Annotated in this window: 13 protein-coding genes, 1 tRNA gene and 1 pseudogene; 11 read left to right on the top strand and 4 right to left on the bottom strand. The window is 64.0% G+C overall.

The window, feature by feature from the left end; all coding sequences use genetic code 11:
* Positions 1-120 precede the first annotated feature (120 nt).
* On the bottom strand, positions 121-3,045 hold the full coding sequence (locus tag MF606_RS00170; protein ID WP_240231412.1) for an FAD-binding and (Fe-S)-binding domain-containing protein: 2,925 nt from the start codon (positions 3,043-3,045) through the stop codon (positions 121-123).
* Between the two features lie 99 nt (positions 3,046-3,144).
* Here MF606_RS00170 and MF606_RS00165 point away from each other — a divergent pair, with 99 nt between their 5' ends.
* Positions 3,145-3,546, top strand: a complete 402-nt coding sequence (locus MF606_RS00165; RefSeq protein WP_240231411.1) for a DUF1761 domain-containing protein — start codon at positions 3,145-3,147, stop codon at positions 3,544-3,546.
* On the opposite strand, the gene MF606_RS00160 is transcribed toward MF606_RS00165, so the two are convergent.
* Together MF606_RS00160 and MF606_RS00155 are read right to left on the bottom strand one after the other, a co-directional pair.
* A complete protein-coding gene (locus tag MF606_RS00160; RefSeq protein WP_240231410.1) occupies positions 3,543-5,510 on the bottom strand; it encodes an NAD(P)-binding protein in 1,968 nt (655 codons plus the stop codon). The two genes, MF606_RS00165 and MF606_RS00160, sit on opposite strands and share 4 nt — an antisense overlap.
* Before the next feature lie 229 nt (positions 5,511-5,739).
* Complete coding sequence (locus MF606_RS00155) at positions 5,740-6,471, bottom strand: PadR family transcriptional regulator (protein ID WP_240231409.1); 732 nt, start codon at positions 6,469-6,471, stop codon at positions 5,740-5,742.
* A 158-nt stretch (positions 6,472-6,629) separates the two neighbouring features.
* Here MF606_RS00155 and MF606_RS21585 point away from each other — a divergent pair, with 158 nt between their 5' ends.
* Positions 6,630-6,761, top strand: a complete 132-nt coding sequence (locus tag MF606_RS21585; protein ID WP_275693108.1) for a hypothetical protein — start codon at positions 6,630-6,632, stop codon at positions 6,759-6,761.
* Positions 6,762-6,787: 26 nt separating this feature from the next.
* Here MF606_RS21585 and MF606_RS00150 read toward each other — a convergent pair whose 3' ends face one another.
* Positions 6,788-7,774, bottom strand: a complete 987-nt coding sequence (locus MF606_RS00150; protein ID WP_240231408.1) for a complex I NDUFA9 subunit family protein — start codon at positions 7,772-7,774, stop codon at positions 6,788-6,790.
* Between the two features lie 142 nt (positions 7,775-7,916).
* Between MF606_RS00150 and MF606_RS00145 the strand changes: the two genes are divergently transcribed.
* From MF606_RS00145 to MF606_RS00105, 9 genes and pseudogenes are all read left to right on the top strand, one after another.
* Positions 7,917-8,279 (top strand): GFA family protein, encoded by a 363-nt coding sequence (locus MF606_RS00145; protein WP_240231407.1) that lies wholly within the window; start codon positions 7,917-7,919, stop codon positions 8,277-8,279.
* Between the two features lie 75 nt (positions 8,280-8,354).
* Positions 8,355-8,439 (top strand) — tRNA-Leu (locus tag MF606_RS00140).
* 321 nt (positions 8,440-8,760) lie between these two features.
* On the top strand, positions 8,761-9,375 hold the full coding sequence (locus tag MF606_RS00135) for a ribonuclease D (protein WP_240231406.1): 615 nt from the start codon (positions 8,761-8,763) through the stop codon (positions 9,373-9,375).
* Between the two features lie 14 nt (positions 9,376-9,389).
* Entirely contained in the window at positions 9,390-10,043 is a 654-nt protein-coding gene (locus MF606_RS00130) for a hypothetical protein (RefSeq protein ID WP_240231405.1), read from the top strand.
* On the top strand, positions 10,040-10,492 hold the full coding sequence (gene lptA / locus MF606_RS00125; RefSeq protein ID WP_240231404.1) for a lipopolysaccharide transport periplasmic protein LptA: 453 nt from the start codon (positions 10,040-10,042) through the stop codon (positions 10,490-10,492). Before MF606_RS00130 ends, lptA begins: the two co-directional genes overlap by 4 nt.
* 35 nt (positions 10,493-10,527) lie before the next feature.
* Positions 10,528-11,247, top strand: a pseudogene (lptB, locus tag MF606_RS00120) (LPS export ABC transporter ATP-binding protein); the annotation flags it as partial.
* A 299-nt stretch (positions 11,248-11,546) separates the two neighbouring features.
* A complete protein-coding gene (gene rpoN, locus MF606_RS00115) occupies positions 11,547-13,058 on the top strand; it encodes an RNA polymerase factor sigma-54 (RefSeq protein WP_240231402.1) in 1,512 nt (503 codons plus the stop codon).
* Positions 13,059-13,346: 288 nt separating this feature from the next.
* Complete coding sequence (hpf, locus tag MF606_RS00110; protein WP_338084394.1) at positions 13,347-13,949, top strand: ribosome hibernation-promoting factor, HPF/YfiA family; 603 nt, start codon at positions 13,347-13,349, stop codon at positions 13,947-13,949.
* 48 nt (positions 13,950-13,997) lie between these two features.
* Complete coding sequence (locus MF606_RS00105) at positions 13,998-14,465, top strand: PTS sugar transporter subunit IIA (protein ID WP_240231401.1); 468 nt, start codon at positions 13,998-14,000, stop codon at positions 14,463-14,465.
* The last annotated feature ends 8 nt before the right edge of the window (positions 14,466-14,473 follow it).

Below are 14,473 nucleotides of genomic sequence, written 5' to 3'. Positions count from 1 at the left end.
GCCACCGCCGGCCGTCACCCTCGGGCTTGACCCGAGGGCTCTGCACTTGCGGAGTCGCTGCTCAAGAATAGTACCCTCGGATCAAGCCCGAGGGTGACGCGCGGTGGAATTTGAGGGGCCTTACGCCTGCGGCCTACTCGCCCATTCCAACAGGCTGGCCAGCCCCACAAACGGCACCCCGGCATGTTCGCTTAGTCCCGACGCGCAGGTGCTGACCGTCGACACGCCCAGCGTGCAACCATCCGGAATGTCCTGCCTCACGAACCGCGTGGCATGGGCGTTCAGTTCGGGGAAGAACAGGCCCTTGTCGCCGGCATAGCCGCAGCAGGTCACCGAGCTCAGCACCGCAACCCTGTCCGCACAGGCCGCCGCGATGGCCTCGGTCATCGGCTGTTCGGCCAGGCGCTGCGCTGAGCAATTGTGATGCACCGCCACGACTGGCAGCTTGCGCGTCATGGTCAGTTTGGGCAGCACGTGACTGAGCAGGAACTGGCTGGAATCGAGCACCGGCGCGTCGCCCGGAAATTCGCGCAGATGCTTGGCGCAGGTCGAAGCATCGGTCACCACACTCAGCCGCCCGGCATCCGACAGAGCCGACAGCTCGCGCTTGAGTTCGCCGCCGACGCTGGCCGCCTGCTCGGGAAAGCCCTTGGACTGGAACGGCTGGCCGCAGCATTGGCCGTTGAGATGCTCGGGCACGATCACGTCAAAGCCCGCCCGCTCCAGCAAAGCCAGCATGGCAGCGGGGACATCAAGCAGGTCGTGCTCGGATTTGGGCGCGCCGAACATGCGTGTGGCGCAGCTCGGAAAATAAACGATGGACTGCCGCCCGCTCTGGGCGATCGGCACCGGAAAACCGGTCCGCTTCGGGTCCTGCCGCGTTTCAACCGGCTTGGGCGTGCCAGGGCCGTGGCGCAGCGCCCGCGACACACGGGGAACGCGGTCGCCCGTCAGTCGCCGCGCCGTGTCGGTAATGGCCTCGACCGCCGCCGCAGGAACCACCACCCGCGCCGCGTCGGCCAGGGCCACGCCACCGCGCATCATGGTCTCAACGGCCCCGCGATGGTCGGCGGCAAAGCCGGCGACCGATCGTGCCGTGGTGCCACGCCGCTGTTCGCGTTGCCCTATTACCATCGTGCCGGTCTCGATGCCGACAGGGCAGCGGAGGGAGCAGAGGTTGCAGGCGGCACAGGTATCGAGGCCGGGATACTGGAAATCCTCGTCGAGGCGCTTCAGCAGCGCCGGATCCTCGCCACTGGCGCGCAGCCGCTCGCGTTCGCGCGTCACCGCAATGCGCTGGCGCGGCGATAGCGTCATCTGATGGCTGGGACAGGCCGGTTCGCAGAAGCCGCATTCGATGCAGAGATCGACCAGCTCATCGGCCGGCGGCATTACCTTGAGATGCTTGATATGCACGTGTTCGTCGGCGCTGAGCAGCACGCCGGGATTGAGCAGCATTTCAGGGTCGAACAGCGCCTTGATGCGGTGCATCAGCCCATAGGCCTTGCTGCCCCATTCGGCTTCGACGAAGGGCGCAATGGCGCGGCCGGTGCCGTGCTCCGCCTTGAGCGAGCCGCCATACTGGATCGAGACCAGATCGCTCAGCGCCTTGGAAAAGACGTCGAACTTTTCGGCCGATCCCGGTTTGGAGAAATCGTCGCCCATCTGGAAATGCAGGTTCCCCGCCAGGGCATGACCGAAGATCACCGCATCTTCATAGCCGTGGTCGTCGAGCATCTGGCGCAGGTCGGTGACGAAGTCGGCCAGCCGCTCGATCGGCGCCGCTACGTCCTCGGTCAGCATGATGCTGCCCTTGGGCCGCATCGCGCCGGCCGAGGCAAAGAAGCCCTTGCGGATGTCCCAGAGGGCATGGCTTCTGACATCGTCGGTGGAAAAATCCACATGCGTGGCGCCATGGCGCCTGAGCAGAGCGACGGTCTTTTCGACTTCGGCATCGAGCGTCGCCGCGTCGGGCGCGGTGACGTCGATGAGGACGGCGGGGGAGTTGTTGGTCAGCCAGGGCAGCAGCGGCGCCATCGGGGCCAGATGCTCCACCGTCGCAAGCGCCCGCCGCTCAATATATTCGGCCGCCGTGACCCCAGTCGTCACCTGCACGCCGCCATTGGCCATTTCGATAATGGCGCGTCCGGCCGATTGCGGATCGGGGAAAGGCACCAGCGCCGTCGACTTGAACGGATGCTCGGGTACGGTGTTGTAGGTGACTTCTGAGACGAAGCCGAGCGTGCCCTCGGAGCCCACCATCAGGTGGATCAGGATGTCGAGCGGGTCGTGATAATCGACCAGGGCGTTGAGCGAATAGCCCACCGTGTTCTTGATACGGTATTTGTGGCGGATCAGCGCGACGAGGTCAGCATCGGCCATGACTTCTCGATGCAGGGCCAAGATTGCTTGCAGCATGCTGGCATGCGTCTGGCGGAATGCCGCACAACTTGCCTCGTCGCCGCTATCGAGCATGGTGCCATCGGTCAAAACGATGCGCAGCCGCGCCATGGTGTGGTAGGTATTCTGCGCCACGCCGCAGCACATGCCGGATGAATTGTTGTTGACCACGCCACCGATCTTGCAGGTGGCCTGGCTGGCCGGATCGGGGCCGATCTTCTTGTTGAAGGGCTTCAGCGCCCGGTTTGCATTGGCGACAATGATCGCCGGCCCCAGCGTGATCTGTTCGGCGCCGGGATGGATATCGAGCTTGCGCCAGCCATCGCCCAAAACCGCCAAAACGCCATCGGTCACCGCCTGGCCGGACAGCGAAGTGCCCGCCGCGCGGAAGGTGATCGGCAATTTTTCGGCCCGCGCCGCCGCCATCACCGCGCGCACCTCATCCTCGGAATTGATGAACACCACCACAGCCGGGATCAGCCGGTAGGAACTGGCATCGCCGCTCCAGGCATAGGTCATCAGCGGGTCGGTATAGATACGGCCGCGAACCTGCCCTTTGAGGCGGGCGGCGACGCGTTCACCGGCCGCCTGCCGGTCGGGCGCGGGCTGGTTGAGGGGCGGGCTAGAAAGAGTGGCTTGCTGCATGACTGAGAACTAACATGTTAGCATGGACCTGCGAAGGCCCTTGTCAGCCAACCATTGCAGGGATTTGCTGGCTGCGGATCGGCATTGGGGAGGAACGACATGCCCATGGTCAACTGGCTGGCGGTAATCGCCGCGGCCCTTTCGATGTTCGTCATTGGCGGCCTCTGGTATTCGCCGCTGCTGTTCGACAAGGCGTGGCAGCGCGCCGCCAATCTCAGCGATGCCGACCGCGCCAAGGGCAATGTGCCCATGATTTTCGGCGCGGCGTTTGTGCTGACGCTGATCATGGCCGCCAATCTCGCCTTCTTTCTCGCCGGGCCCGAGGTAACACTCGGTTTCGCTATCGGCGCCGCCATTGCCGCCGGTTTCGGCTGGGCGGCGCTGAGCGTCGGCGTGCTCACCCTGTTCGAGCGCCGGCCGCTCAGCTACTTCCTGATCAATGGCGGCTACCTCACCATTGGCTTTGCGGTGATGGGCCTGATCCTGGGGCTCTGGCGTTAGAGCCCTAGCATGTCGCGCGGCGGACCGGGGAATTTGCTATAGTCGGTCAGTGTCGCCTTGTCGCCGAGCAGGTCGTGTACGGCCCGGGCTGCCTGATCGATCGCCGAATGCACATAGGCATAGGCGCCCGAGTCGGAATTGGCGATGGCGATGCGGCCCCAGGGTTTTCTTGCCGTCTCGATCGGCAGCGGACCATCGGGCCAGAACTGGTCCCAGGGCCGCATATATTCGAGCGCGTAGCCGTGGCTCCAGCGATTGCAGGTTATGGCCTCGATATCGCGGGCCGCGTCGAAGCCGAAACTGCCCAGCGCCCGCTGCAGCATGTCGCGGATTTCGCGCTCCATATCCTCGAAGCTGATCTGGGTCAGTTCGAACCGGCCGGCCGCCGCCTGTTCGCGGGCACTCATGGTGGCGTCGCCGGTCAGCGGGATTTTCGACAGATGCAGCACGACCGGATCGGCCGGCACGTCGGCGAATTTGTAATCGCCCATCGACACCGGGAAGTCGATCTCGACACCCTTCCAGAAGCCGCCGGGATCGGAGAAGCCGGCGATCTTGGCCTTATCCAGCGCTTCCCAATTGCGCAGCAGCACATTGGTATAGATCAGCGGCACCTTGTGCTGATCGTTGAGCGCTTCGATCTGCGCCGTATCGAGTTCGTCGGTGAGGTACGGGATGACCCGGTGCCAGCAAGCGAGCACGACCTGGCCCGCCGTGACCGATTTGAGGCTGTCGCCTTCGACATAGGTCAGCGTGACGCTGTCGGCTGAGCCCGGCTCGCCGTCATGCTTGACGCGGACCACCGAGGCGTTGAGGCGCAGCCTGACGTCGTTGCCATCGACATCGAGCAGCGCATAGTCGACCGGCGTCGTCACCAGGTCTTCCATGGTCGATCCGGGCAGAGCCGCCGGAATCATGGTGCGCACCAGCGAACGGGCCACGCCGGCATTGCCGTCGGGGAAGTGGTAGATATAGGGGTCGGGATCGGTGAGGGCGAGGCGGCCGGAGGGGCTCATGGTCTTGTAGGGCATGTCGCCCAGATCGAGCCCGCCAAAGCCGGGGCTCCAATTGCCCCAGGCGTCGAGCGCCGTGGTGCCTTCGGCGCCCATGCCGAAATAGGCCTCGGTCGAATGCTGCAGGAATTTGACCACCTGCGCATCGTAGCCGCAGATCTCGGTCAGGAAATCGGCATAGGTGGTTTTTGACAGAAGCTCGAACTTCTCCTCGCGGCTCTTGCCGGCAAGATAGTCGGGCGGGTTGTCCATCAGCTCGATGAGATTGGCCTTGGCCGTGTCGTTGAGCGGGGTGTTTGGAACCCAGTCAGCGGCCAGCTCGCCTGTCATGACCAGTACGTCGTCACCGCCCCAGTCCGCGCCTCTGAACAGGATCGCGTCGCCCAGGCCACGCGCCTCGTGCCATTCGTCGTCGTAATAGTCCTCGAACTTTTCGTACTGCACGCCGATATCGGCGAGCACGTCCTTGACCAGCGGCGAGAAGTAGGAGGGTGTTTGCAGCGACTGGCTACCGCCATAGCCGATAATGGTCTTGCCGTTGCTGGCGATGAATTCGTTGCGCCGCGCATGGCCGCCGAAGTCGTCATTGTTCTCGAGGATGAGGATTTTGGCTGACGGCATCTGCCGCTGGTAGAGCCGCGCTGCCGTGAGCCCTGAAATGCCGCCGCCGACCACGACCAGATCGTAGCTTTCGCCGGTATCGGTGACAGCGGGTGCGCTATTCCAGAAGGTGCCGTCGCGCACCGCGTGCATGATGTTCATCGCGGTTTCGCTGTGGCCGCGCAGGCCGGCCTTATGCGGCGGATAGGCGGCGCGGGCGGCATGCGCCGTGCCCGGCAGCAAAGCCGTGGCGGCTATGCCGGCCGCGGCGAGAGCAACGCCATTGAGAAAGTCACGACGGGTGATCGGGCGATCCATGCCCAACAGGCGATCGCGCTCGGACAGCGACATTTGGTTTCTCCCTCAACGAGTTACCGTGTTTTGCGGGAGAACATGCCGGGAATTTTGAGGGAAGACAATCTTTGGAAGAGGTACGAACGATCCGCAATCACCGGACGGCACCTCCCCCTTGACGGGGGAGGCTGGGAGGGGGTGATGGGAGCCCCGATATCCGGGCACACCCACCCCCACCCTTGATCCCTCCCCACAAGGGGGAGGGTGTCGACTGAGGGCGCGGGGCTCAGATGTCGACGTCGTCTTCGCCCAGCGCCTCGATCTCGGCAGCGGCGCGCTTGAGGATTTCGGCGGCATGGCGCTGCTGGTCCTCCGATGCCCCGCGCGCCTTCTTCAACGCGGCCTTGAGGTCACGACGGGCATCGTTGAGTTCGGGCACCACGTCCTTGAGATCGCGGTCGGTATCAGGCCCACGGCCGGGACCCCAGCCGGGACCGCGATGGGGCGGGCGATCGCCGAAATCGGGGCCTTCGCCGCGGCTGAACGGCCAGTCGGCCTTGGCGAATTCGCGGAAGCGGGCCATCTGCTCGCCGGCCTTGGCCAGGAAGGCCAGGGTCGATTCGATGGCTTCACGATTGTCGGCCAGGTGCGCCCGGCCTTCCTCGGTGATGGTATAGAGCTTCTTGTTGCCATCGGCTTCCGAGGTCACGTAGCCGGCTTCCTCGAGAAAGGTCAGCGCCGGATAGACGATGCCGGGGCTGGGCGTATAGAAGCCCGCCGACTTTTCCTCGATGGCCTTGATCAGGTCATAGCCGTGACGGGGCTGCTGTTCGATGAGGAACAGGGCCACGAGCCGCAGGTCGCCCGAGGCGAGCATACGGCCGATGCGGAAATTGCCGCCCATATTGCCCCAGCCTTCACCGCTTTCGATGCCTTGGGCAAAACGCCCCCAGCCACGACGGGCCATGGCTTCCATGCGGCGCCAGTTGGGCTCGCCGTCTCTCCAATAATTTCCCATGATGGGTCTCCGATATATCTTGGTTTGCATTGACACAGAAGGTCGTGCGGCATTTCGGCGATTTCAAGATATATCTTACGATTGTTTTTTGAGTGCTGGGGAACGCAATGGTGCGTCGCGCGTTTTAGCTGCGGGATAGTCTAATCTGGGAGGAAAGCATGCGCATCCCGTCATCGGATAACTCGCCACAAGGCAAAAAGCCCGGGCCGCCCAAAGGGCTGCGCGGGCTGTTGCTTTACGGCGCTCTGACGATACTGGGCGGCCTGGCGCTGATCGTGGTCACCGAATAGACCACCACGGCACCACCGATCCTTGGCTAGGCCGCGGTGCCGTGGGCGGCAGGCTTGTCGAACTGGCCGTGCTTGCGGAAGCGCCACATATAGGTCGGCAGGATCGTATCCATCGAAGTCGGCGTAATGCCGAACGCGGCGAAGGTCCGCTTGTCCTTGATGGCGGCATCGGACACCACATTGTCGAAGCCGAGCAGGTCGACCTGATCCGATGTCAGCAGCGGCGGATAGGGCAGGATGGCGAAGGGCAGCGCCAGGAGTTTGGCGATACCCGGCGACAGGGGCAGCAGCGGCCTTGTGCGCAGGGCCTCGCGCTGCACGCGTTCCAGCAGCGCCCTGTGGGTCTCGACCTGCGGCCCGCCCAGCTCATAGATGCGGCCTGGCTTGACCCTGCCTTCGGCAGCCAGCGCGAAAGCCTCGGCCACGTCGCCGACAAAAGCCGGCTGGAAGCGCGACTCGCCGCCAATGAGCGGCATGACCGGGAACAGGCGCGTCAGCATGCCCATCAGATTGAAGAAACCATCATCCTGCCCGAAGATGATCGAGGGACGAATGATCACCGCCTCTGGGAATGCCGCATGCACGGCGGCCTCGCCGTCCAGCTTGCTGGCGGCGTAAGCGCTGACCTTGGACGCAGCATCAATGCCCAGCGCCGACATATGCACCAGGGTGCTGGCGCCGGCGGCCTTGGCGGCCCGGGCGACGGCCGCGGCGCCATCGACATGCACGGTATCGAAGGTCTGCTTGCCCTTGCGGTAGCCAATGCCCACTAGATTGATGACGATATCGGCACCGGCCACGGCGCGCTGGATCGACGGCACATTGCGGATATTGGCCTGGATCGGCTGAATCTGCCCAACGCCACCGAACATGCGCGTGGGACCGGCCAGATCGGGCCGGCGCACGGCGACGCGGATGCGGTGACCCCGACGCGCCAGCTGCTGCACCAACTGGGTGCCGACAAAGCCCGAGCCGCCGAAAATGGTGACGAGTTTGGGTTCTAGGCTATCCATGCGGGGCTCCGGCAAACGAGGCGTAATCGTTCCCGCTTCTAACGCATGGGCGCTGCCGCTGTCGAGGGCCGCGGGCTCGAATCCGCTTGACTCCGCCGCCTGTTTGTTCTTGTTTTGTTCGTATGAAGCGAGGGAGGCAGCATTGCCCGACATCAAGACATACCATGGCCAATGCCATTGCGGCGCGGTGCGCTACACCGCCACGACCGAACTCAGTTCGATGGGCGACTGCAACTGCTCGCGCTGCCGGCGCCTGGGCTGGGTGATGCAATCCCTGCCCGCAGCCAATTTCACGCTGGAAAGCGGGGAGGACTCGCTGACGCTCTTCCACTTCAATACCGATACGATCGATCACCTGTTCTGCAAGACCTGCGGCATCGAATCGTTCGCGCGCGGCTCCGACGGCAAGGGCAACGAGCTTGTCATGATCAACGTCAATTGCCTGGATGACGCGCCGCCGGTCGATCGCAGCACCATCAAGCACTGGGACGGCGCCAATTGGTAGGCACGAGGAAAGCGCCAAGAAAGCGATCAGAGCGCATTGACATCGGGCGGCGGTGCCCCTAGTTACACCGCGCCTGCCCAGATGGCGGAATTGGTAGACGCGCACGGTTCAGGTCCGTGTACCGCAAGGTGTGGAAGTTCGAGTCTTCTTCTGGGCACCAAGATTTGACCCCGGTCACGACTGATGTCGTGGCCGGGGTTTTGGTTTTTGGCGGCGCGCCATGAGCGGCGTTTGGCATGGTGACCGTTGGAAGAAGCCTTGGCTCACCCCATCCCGATGTCATCCCGGCGCAGGCCGGGATCCATGTCCGTGGTGACACGCATCATCCTGCTTATGGATGGCCCACCGCATGGATTCCGGCCTGCGCCGGAATGACACCGCGCTAAACGCAGGATACGCGCCACGCCCACTGCCTCCGCCCGCCTTTCCAATGCCCCTTTGCTGTGTCATCAGGGTGCGAACGCAAACGTCCGAGATTTTCATGGCCATAAGACTGCACCGGGGCGACCTGCCCAACCTGTCCAATTACGGCCGCGAAGTCGCTATCGACACCGAGACCATGGGCCTCATGCCGCATCGGGATCGCTTGTGCGTCGTCCAGCTCTCGCCAGGCGATGGCAGCGCCGATGTGGTGCAGATTCCGCAGGACGCGGCCGAGGCGCCGAACCTGGTGAAGCTGCTCAGCGACCCCGGCGTCACCAAGATTTTCCACTATGCGCGCTTCGATGTCGCCGTGCTCAAGAACCGCTTCGGCGTCGTTGCCGGTCCGGTCTATTGCACCAAGATCGCCAGCAAGCTGGTGCGCACCTATACTGATCGGCACGGTCTCAAGGATCTGGTGCGCGAACTGCTCAATATCGACCTGTCCAAGCAGCAGCAGAGCTCGGATTGGGGTGGCGAGAAGCTCAGCGACGCCCAGCTCGATTATGCCGCGTCTGACGTGCTCTATCTGCATGATCTCAAGCGCCATCTCGACCGCATGCTGCGGCGCGAAGGTCGCACCGAGCTGGCGCAGCAATGCTTCGACTTCCTCAAGACGCGCTGCGAACTCGATCTGCTCGGTTGGGAAGAAACCGACATTTTCGCCCATAGCTGAAGGGCTATCGACCGATGAATGTGCAGGCCGCGGATGCTCACCGCCTCGCCATCTACCGGCGCCTCGAACGGCGGAACCGGCTGGTGGCGATCCTGCGGATCGGCGTGCCGGCACTGGGGGCGCTGACCCTGGTGGCGCTCTTGGGACAGATCTACGTCTCGAGCCTGGGCAGCCGCTTCGGCATCAGCCAGATTTCGGTGACGCGGGAAAGCGTCAGCGTCGACACGCCTGAATATGCCGGACTGCTCGAAGACGGCTCGGCCTACAAGGTCTGGGCGCAAAGCGCGGCGGCGGCGATCGACGCCACCGACATTATCGAATTGACCGATACGGCGCTGACCATTGACCGGCCCACCGGCATCAACATGCGGGCCGATGCCGCGGCCGCCCGGCTCGACACCACCAATCAATTGGTGTTCATCGATGGCAGCGCCCGGGTCGAGGATTCCACCGGCACGACCGGTGTGTTCCGCAAATCGGTATTCGACTGGGCCGCGCAGACACTGACCGCCGACGGCCCGGTCGATATCGATTATGCCGATGGCACGACGCTGAAAGCCGAGGGCATGGTCTATGATGCCAAGGCCCTGGTCTGGACATTCACCCGGGCGACAGTCACCCTGCCCGATACGCCGAGCGCAGATGCGGAGGATACCGAAAGCCCATGACTTTGCGCCCGTTGCTCGTTCTGGGCCTGGTTCTTTTGACCGGCCCCGCCTTTGCCCAGCAGAAGGTCAACATCACCGCCGATCTCTTCACCCTTGAAGAGGCCAAGCAGACGGCCGTCTTCACCGGCAATGTGGTGGTGACCCACCCCACCGTGACCGTCTGGGCCCCCAAGGTCGTCGCCACCTATGGCGAGGGCGGCACCGCCGATATCGAGAGTTTCGAGGCCACCGGCTCGGTGAAGCTGCAGACCTCCGACCAGACCGCGACCGGCGAGCGCGCCGTGTTCACGCCCGGTGATCAGCTGCTGCGCCTCACCGGCAATGTGCAGGTCACCAATGCCGGCGGTACGGTCAATGCCAGCGAGCTGGTGGTGAACCTTGCCACCAATGTCTCGACCTTTTCCAGCGGCAGCAGCGGACGGGTGACCGGGGTGTTTACCTCGCAATGACCGACAGCACCGTCAAACCCCGCATAGACCAGACCGGATGGCTGGTCGCCCACAGCCTCGCCAAGAGCTTTGGCCGGCGCGTGGTGGTGCGCGACGTCTCGATCGCGGTGCGGCGCGGCGAGGCGGTGGGCCTTCTCGGCCCCAACGGCGCGGGCAAGACTACCGTCTTCACCATGATCATGGGGCTGGTCAAACCCGATTCGGGTAATATCCAGCTCGACGGGCGCACCATTACCCACCTGCCGCTGTTCCAGCGTGGCCAGCTCGGCATCGGCTATCTGCCGCAGGAGCCCTCCATTTTCCGCGGCCTCACCGTCAGCGGCAACATCATGGCCGTGCTTGAAAACACGGTGAAGGGGCGCGGTGAGCGCAAGGCGCGGCTCGAGTCGCTGCTCGAGGAATTTTCCATCCAGCACCTGGCCAAATCCAGCGCCCTGGCCCTGTCGGGCGGTGAGCGCCGGCGCGTCGAACTGGCCCGGGCGCTCGCGGCCGATCCGGAATTCATGCTGCTCGACGAACCCTTTGCCGGCGTCGACCCGATTGCGGTGGCCGAAGTCAAGGGGCTGGTGCGCCAGCTCACGAGGCGGGGCATCGGCGTGCTGATCACCGACCACGCAGTGCGCGAAACGCTGGGGCTGGTCGACCGTGCCTATGTCATCCACGGCGGCAAGGTGATGATCCAAGGGCGCCCCGAGACCATCAGCGCCGACCCGGACGCGCGTCGAGTCTATCTCGGCGAGAATTTCGAGATCTAGGCGATAGCCGCCTCCATTCGGTTGGCTGCGGTGAGCCCCCGATCCGTCCGCTCCGTCACCACCCGGCTCGTCCGGGTGGTCCATGCGGTGTGGCAAGCGGGCTGGATTGCCCGGACAAGCCGGGCAATGACGGCCATGGATGGAAATCGCATCAACCCTAGCAACTCCAGCGCACGGATACGTGATCGCACTTGGCACGGAACTTGCCCTCACGCTTGCCCCCTGCCGAAAAATGAGTCATGGTCCGGCTCGGAAGCTGCCGGGAACGGCAGGAATTTTGCGCTAAAGGTTTCAACTTAATGGCACTTTCGCCGCGTCTGGAATTTCGGCAGGCGCAAAGCCTGACGCTGACGCCGCAACTGATGCAGTCGATCCGCCTGCTTCAGCTCAGCCACCTTGAGCTCAACGATTTCGTCGATGCCGAGCTGTTGCGCAATCCGCTGCTGGAGCGCGAGGACGGCGCCGAGCCGGGCGAGCCCGACACGGCCGAACCGCCTGAACGCTCGACCGAGATCAGTGCCTACGAGGATGCCGTGGATCGCGGCGAGCGCATCCAGGACGCCAATTCAATTGCCGACGGCTACGACACGGCTGTCGAAAACGTCTTCCCCGACCAGGCGGCGCAGGACCAGCTCAATCCATCGAGCCGGCTTGACCGCAACGGGTCGAGCGAAGGCGGGGAAGCGCCTGACATCGACCAGTTCGTGGCTTCCAAGCCCCTGCTCAGCGAGCATCTCGAAGCGCAGGCCAATATGCTGCTGCGCACCGCCGCCGATCGCCTGATTGCCCGCCACCTGATCGACGGGCTCAATGAGGCAGGCTACCTGACCCTCGATCTCGACGCCCTGGCCGAACAGCTCGGCGCCGAGCTGGGCGATATCGAGGCGGTGCTTGAGGCATTGCAGGGCTGCGACCCCATTGGCGTCTTCGCCCGTTCGGTGCCCGAATGCCTCGCCATCCAGTTGCGCGACCGCGACCGGCTCGACCCGATGATGCTGGCCTTGCTCGACAATATCGGCATGCTGGCCGAGCACAATATGGCCGGCCTGATGCGCGCCGTCGGCTGCGACCGCGAGGACCTCGCCGACATGCTGGCCGAAATCCGCCAGCTCGACCCCAAGCCGGGTCTCGCCTTCGACAGCGGCCCGGTGGAGGCCGTGGTGCCCGATGTGTTCGTGCGGCGCGGGCCAGACGGGGCCTGGCAGATCGAGCTTAACAGCGAAACCCTGCCGCGCGTGCTGGTCAACCGGGTCTACTATGCCACCGTGACCAAGAAGACCCGCGATCCGGCCGAGAAATCCTTCCTGTCCGATTGCCTCGCCACCGCCAATTGGCTGACCAAGAGCCTCGACCAGCGGGCCCAGACGATTATCAAGGTCGCCGCCGAGATCGTGCGCCAGCAGGACGGGTTCTTGACCCACGGCATCGCCCATCTGCGGCCGATGACCCTGCGCATGGTGGCCGAAACCATCGATATGCACGAATCGACCGTCAGCCGCGTCACCTCCAACAAATATATGGCGACGCCGCGCGGGCTCTACGAGATGAAGTACTTTTTCACCACCGCGATCGCCTCGAGCGATGGCGGTGGCGACCATTCGGCCGAGGCGGTGCGCCACCGCATCCGCCAGCTCATCGATGCCGAGGCCCTGAGCGACATTCTCAGCGACGACACCATTGCCGAGGTGCTGAAGAAGGAGCAGGGCATCGATGTGGCCCGCCGCACCGTGGCCAAATACCGCGAGGGCATGAACATCCCGAGCTCGGTGATCAGGCGGCGGCAGAAGAAGAACTTGGAAAAGGTCGGTTAGCGTCCCGCCGACGTTCCCGAGGGAGCGCGGTGTGTGGCTGGCGTCGGGCTTACCGGCGGCACCCTTTGCTGCCCGCCACCAGCGCAAATCACCGCGCCGGGCTTAACCGCTCGCGAAGGCTAAGGCCATTGTGTGGCGATGTCCAAAGGATAAACGAACCCCGAGGGGGTCTTGCGCATTGCGCCCGTGACATGCGCGGGTCTAGCATCCCAGACACGGCCTACCCACATGCAAGCGGTAGACGGCAGACGTGATCCCGAAAACCGGGAACCGGGCTTTGGGATCCTCGTGTCTGATAACGACAAGAAGGAAGAGGAAGCCATGACCTTACGCGTTTCGGGAAAGAACATGGACGTTGGGGACGCCTTGCGCGGCAAGGCGGAGGATCACTTCGACGCCGTTGTGGGCAAGTATTTCGATGGCGGCTATGACGGCCATCTGACCCTGACGCCCGATGGTATCGGTTTCCGCGCGGACTGCGTCGTTCACCTCGATTCCGGCGCGACGCTGCAGGCGAGCGCCCAGGGCGGCGACGCCACCTCTGCCTATGAAGTGATGGCGCTCAATATCGAAAAGCGCCTGCGCCGCTATAAGCGTAAACTCAAGCAACATCCCCGCGGCGCCAATGGCGACGGCGTGACCGCGCAATACACGGTTTTCGCGGCGGGCGACGAGGATGACGAGCTCGACGCGGACTATGCGCCGCCGGTGATTGCCGAGACCACCAAGAACCTCCGCCAGCTGAGCGTGGAGGAAGCGGTGATGGAGCTGGACCTCACCGGTGGCCAGGTTGTGATGTTCCGCCATGCTGGACATGGCGGGCTGAATGTGGTCTACCGCCGCTCCGACGGCAATATTGGCTGGATTGATCCGGCCCTGGGAGCAAATTGAGAGGCTCCGGCGCCACAATCCCGTGTAGTTGATCTCAAGGCGAACTGAATGGAATTGGCCGATATCCTGGCTGAGCGCGCGGTGCTTTGTTGCACTGGCGTGAAGACAAAACGCCAGTTGTTTGAAGACCTTGCTGCCCGCGCGGCAGAATTGACCGGACATCCTGCGGTGGACATTCTCAATGCCATCACCAACCGGGAAGAGCTTGGCTCGACCGGCCTGGGTAATGGCATCGCGATTCCGCACGGCAAGATTGCCGGCCTCAAGGGCGTAACGGCGCTGTTTGCCCGGCTCGACGAGCCGATCGAGTTCGATTCGGTCGACGACCAGCCGGTCGATATCGTGGTTATGCTGCTGGCGCCCACCGGCGCCGGCGCCGATCACCTCAAGGCCCTGTCGCGCGTCGCGCGGCTACTGCGCACCGAAGCCGTGGTGGACGAGCTGCGCCGGATCGACGATCCGGCCCGGCTCTACGCCACGCTCACCAGCCCGGTGACAACGCACTACGCGGCCTGACCGGCAAG

This window comes from Devosia lacusdianchii (assembly GCF_022429625.1).
Taxonomy (GTDB): domain Bacteria; phylum Pseudomonadota; class Alphaproteobacteria; order Rhizobiales; family Devosiaceae; genus Devosia; species Devosia lacusdianchii.
Note: the sequence above shows the minus strand (reverse complement) of the source record. Positions and strands in the feature narration are given on the sequence as shown.

Bases quoted from the DNA above. Each gene is read 5' to 3' on its own strand.
- MF606_RS00170 (WP_240231412.1), bottom strand. From the start codon at position 3,045: ATGCAGCAAGCCACTCTTTCTAGCCCGCCCCTCAACCAGCCCGCGCCC.
- MF606_RS00165 (WP_240231411.1), top strand. From the start codon at position 3,145: ATGCCCATGGTCAACTGGCTGGCGGTAATCGCCGCGGCCCTTTCGATG.
- MF606_RS00160 (WP_240231410.1), bottom strand. From the start codon at position 5,510: ATGTCGCTGTCCGAGCGCGATCGCCTGTTGGGCATGGATCGCCCGATC.
- MF606_RS00155 (WP_240231409.1), bottom strand. From the start codon at position 6,471: ATGGGAAATTATTGGAGAGACGGCGAGCCCAACTGGCGCCGCATGGAA.
- MF606_RS21585 (WP_275693108.1), top strand. From the start codon at position 6,630: ATGCGCATCCCGTCATCGGATAACTCGCCACAAGGCAAAAAGCCCGGG.
- MF606_RS00150 (WP_240231408.1), bottom strand. From the start codon at position 7,774: ATGGATAGCCTAGAACCCAAACTCGTCACCATTTTCGGCGGCTCGGGC.
- MF606_RS00135 (WP_240231406.1), top strand. From the start codon at position 8,761: ATGGCCATAAGACTGCACCGGGGCGACCTGCCCAACCTGTCCAATTAC.
- MF606_RS00130 (WP_240231405.1), top strand. From the start codon at position 9,390: ATGAATGTGCAGGCCGCGGATGCTCACCGCCTCGCCATCTACCGGCGC.
- lptA (WP_240231404.1), top strand. From the start codon at position 10,040: ATGACTTTGCGCCCGTTGCTCGTTCTGGGCCTGGTTCTTTTGACCGGC.
- rpoN (WP_240231402.1), top strand. From the start codon at position 11,547: ATGGCACTTTCGCCGCGTCTGGAATTTCGGCAGGCGCAAAGCCTGACG.
- MF606_RS00105 (WP_240231401.1), top strand. From the start codon at position 13,998: ATGGAATTGGCCGATATCCTGGCTGAGCGCGCGGTGCTTTGTTGCACT.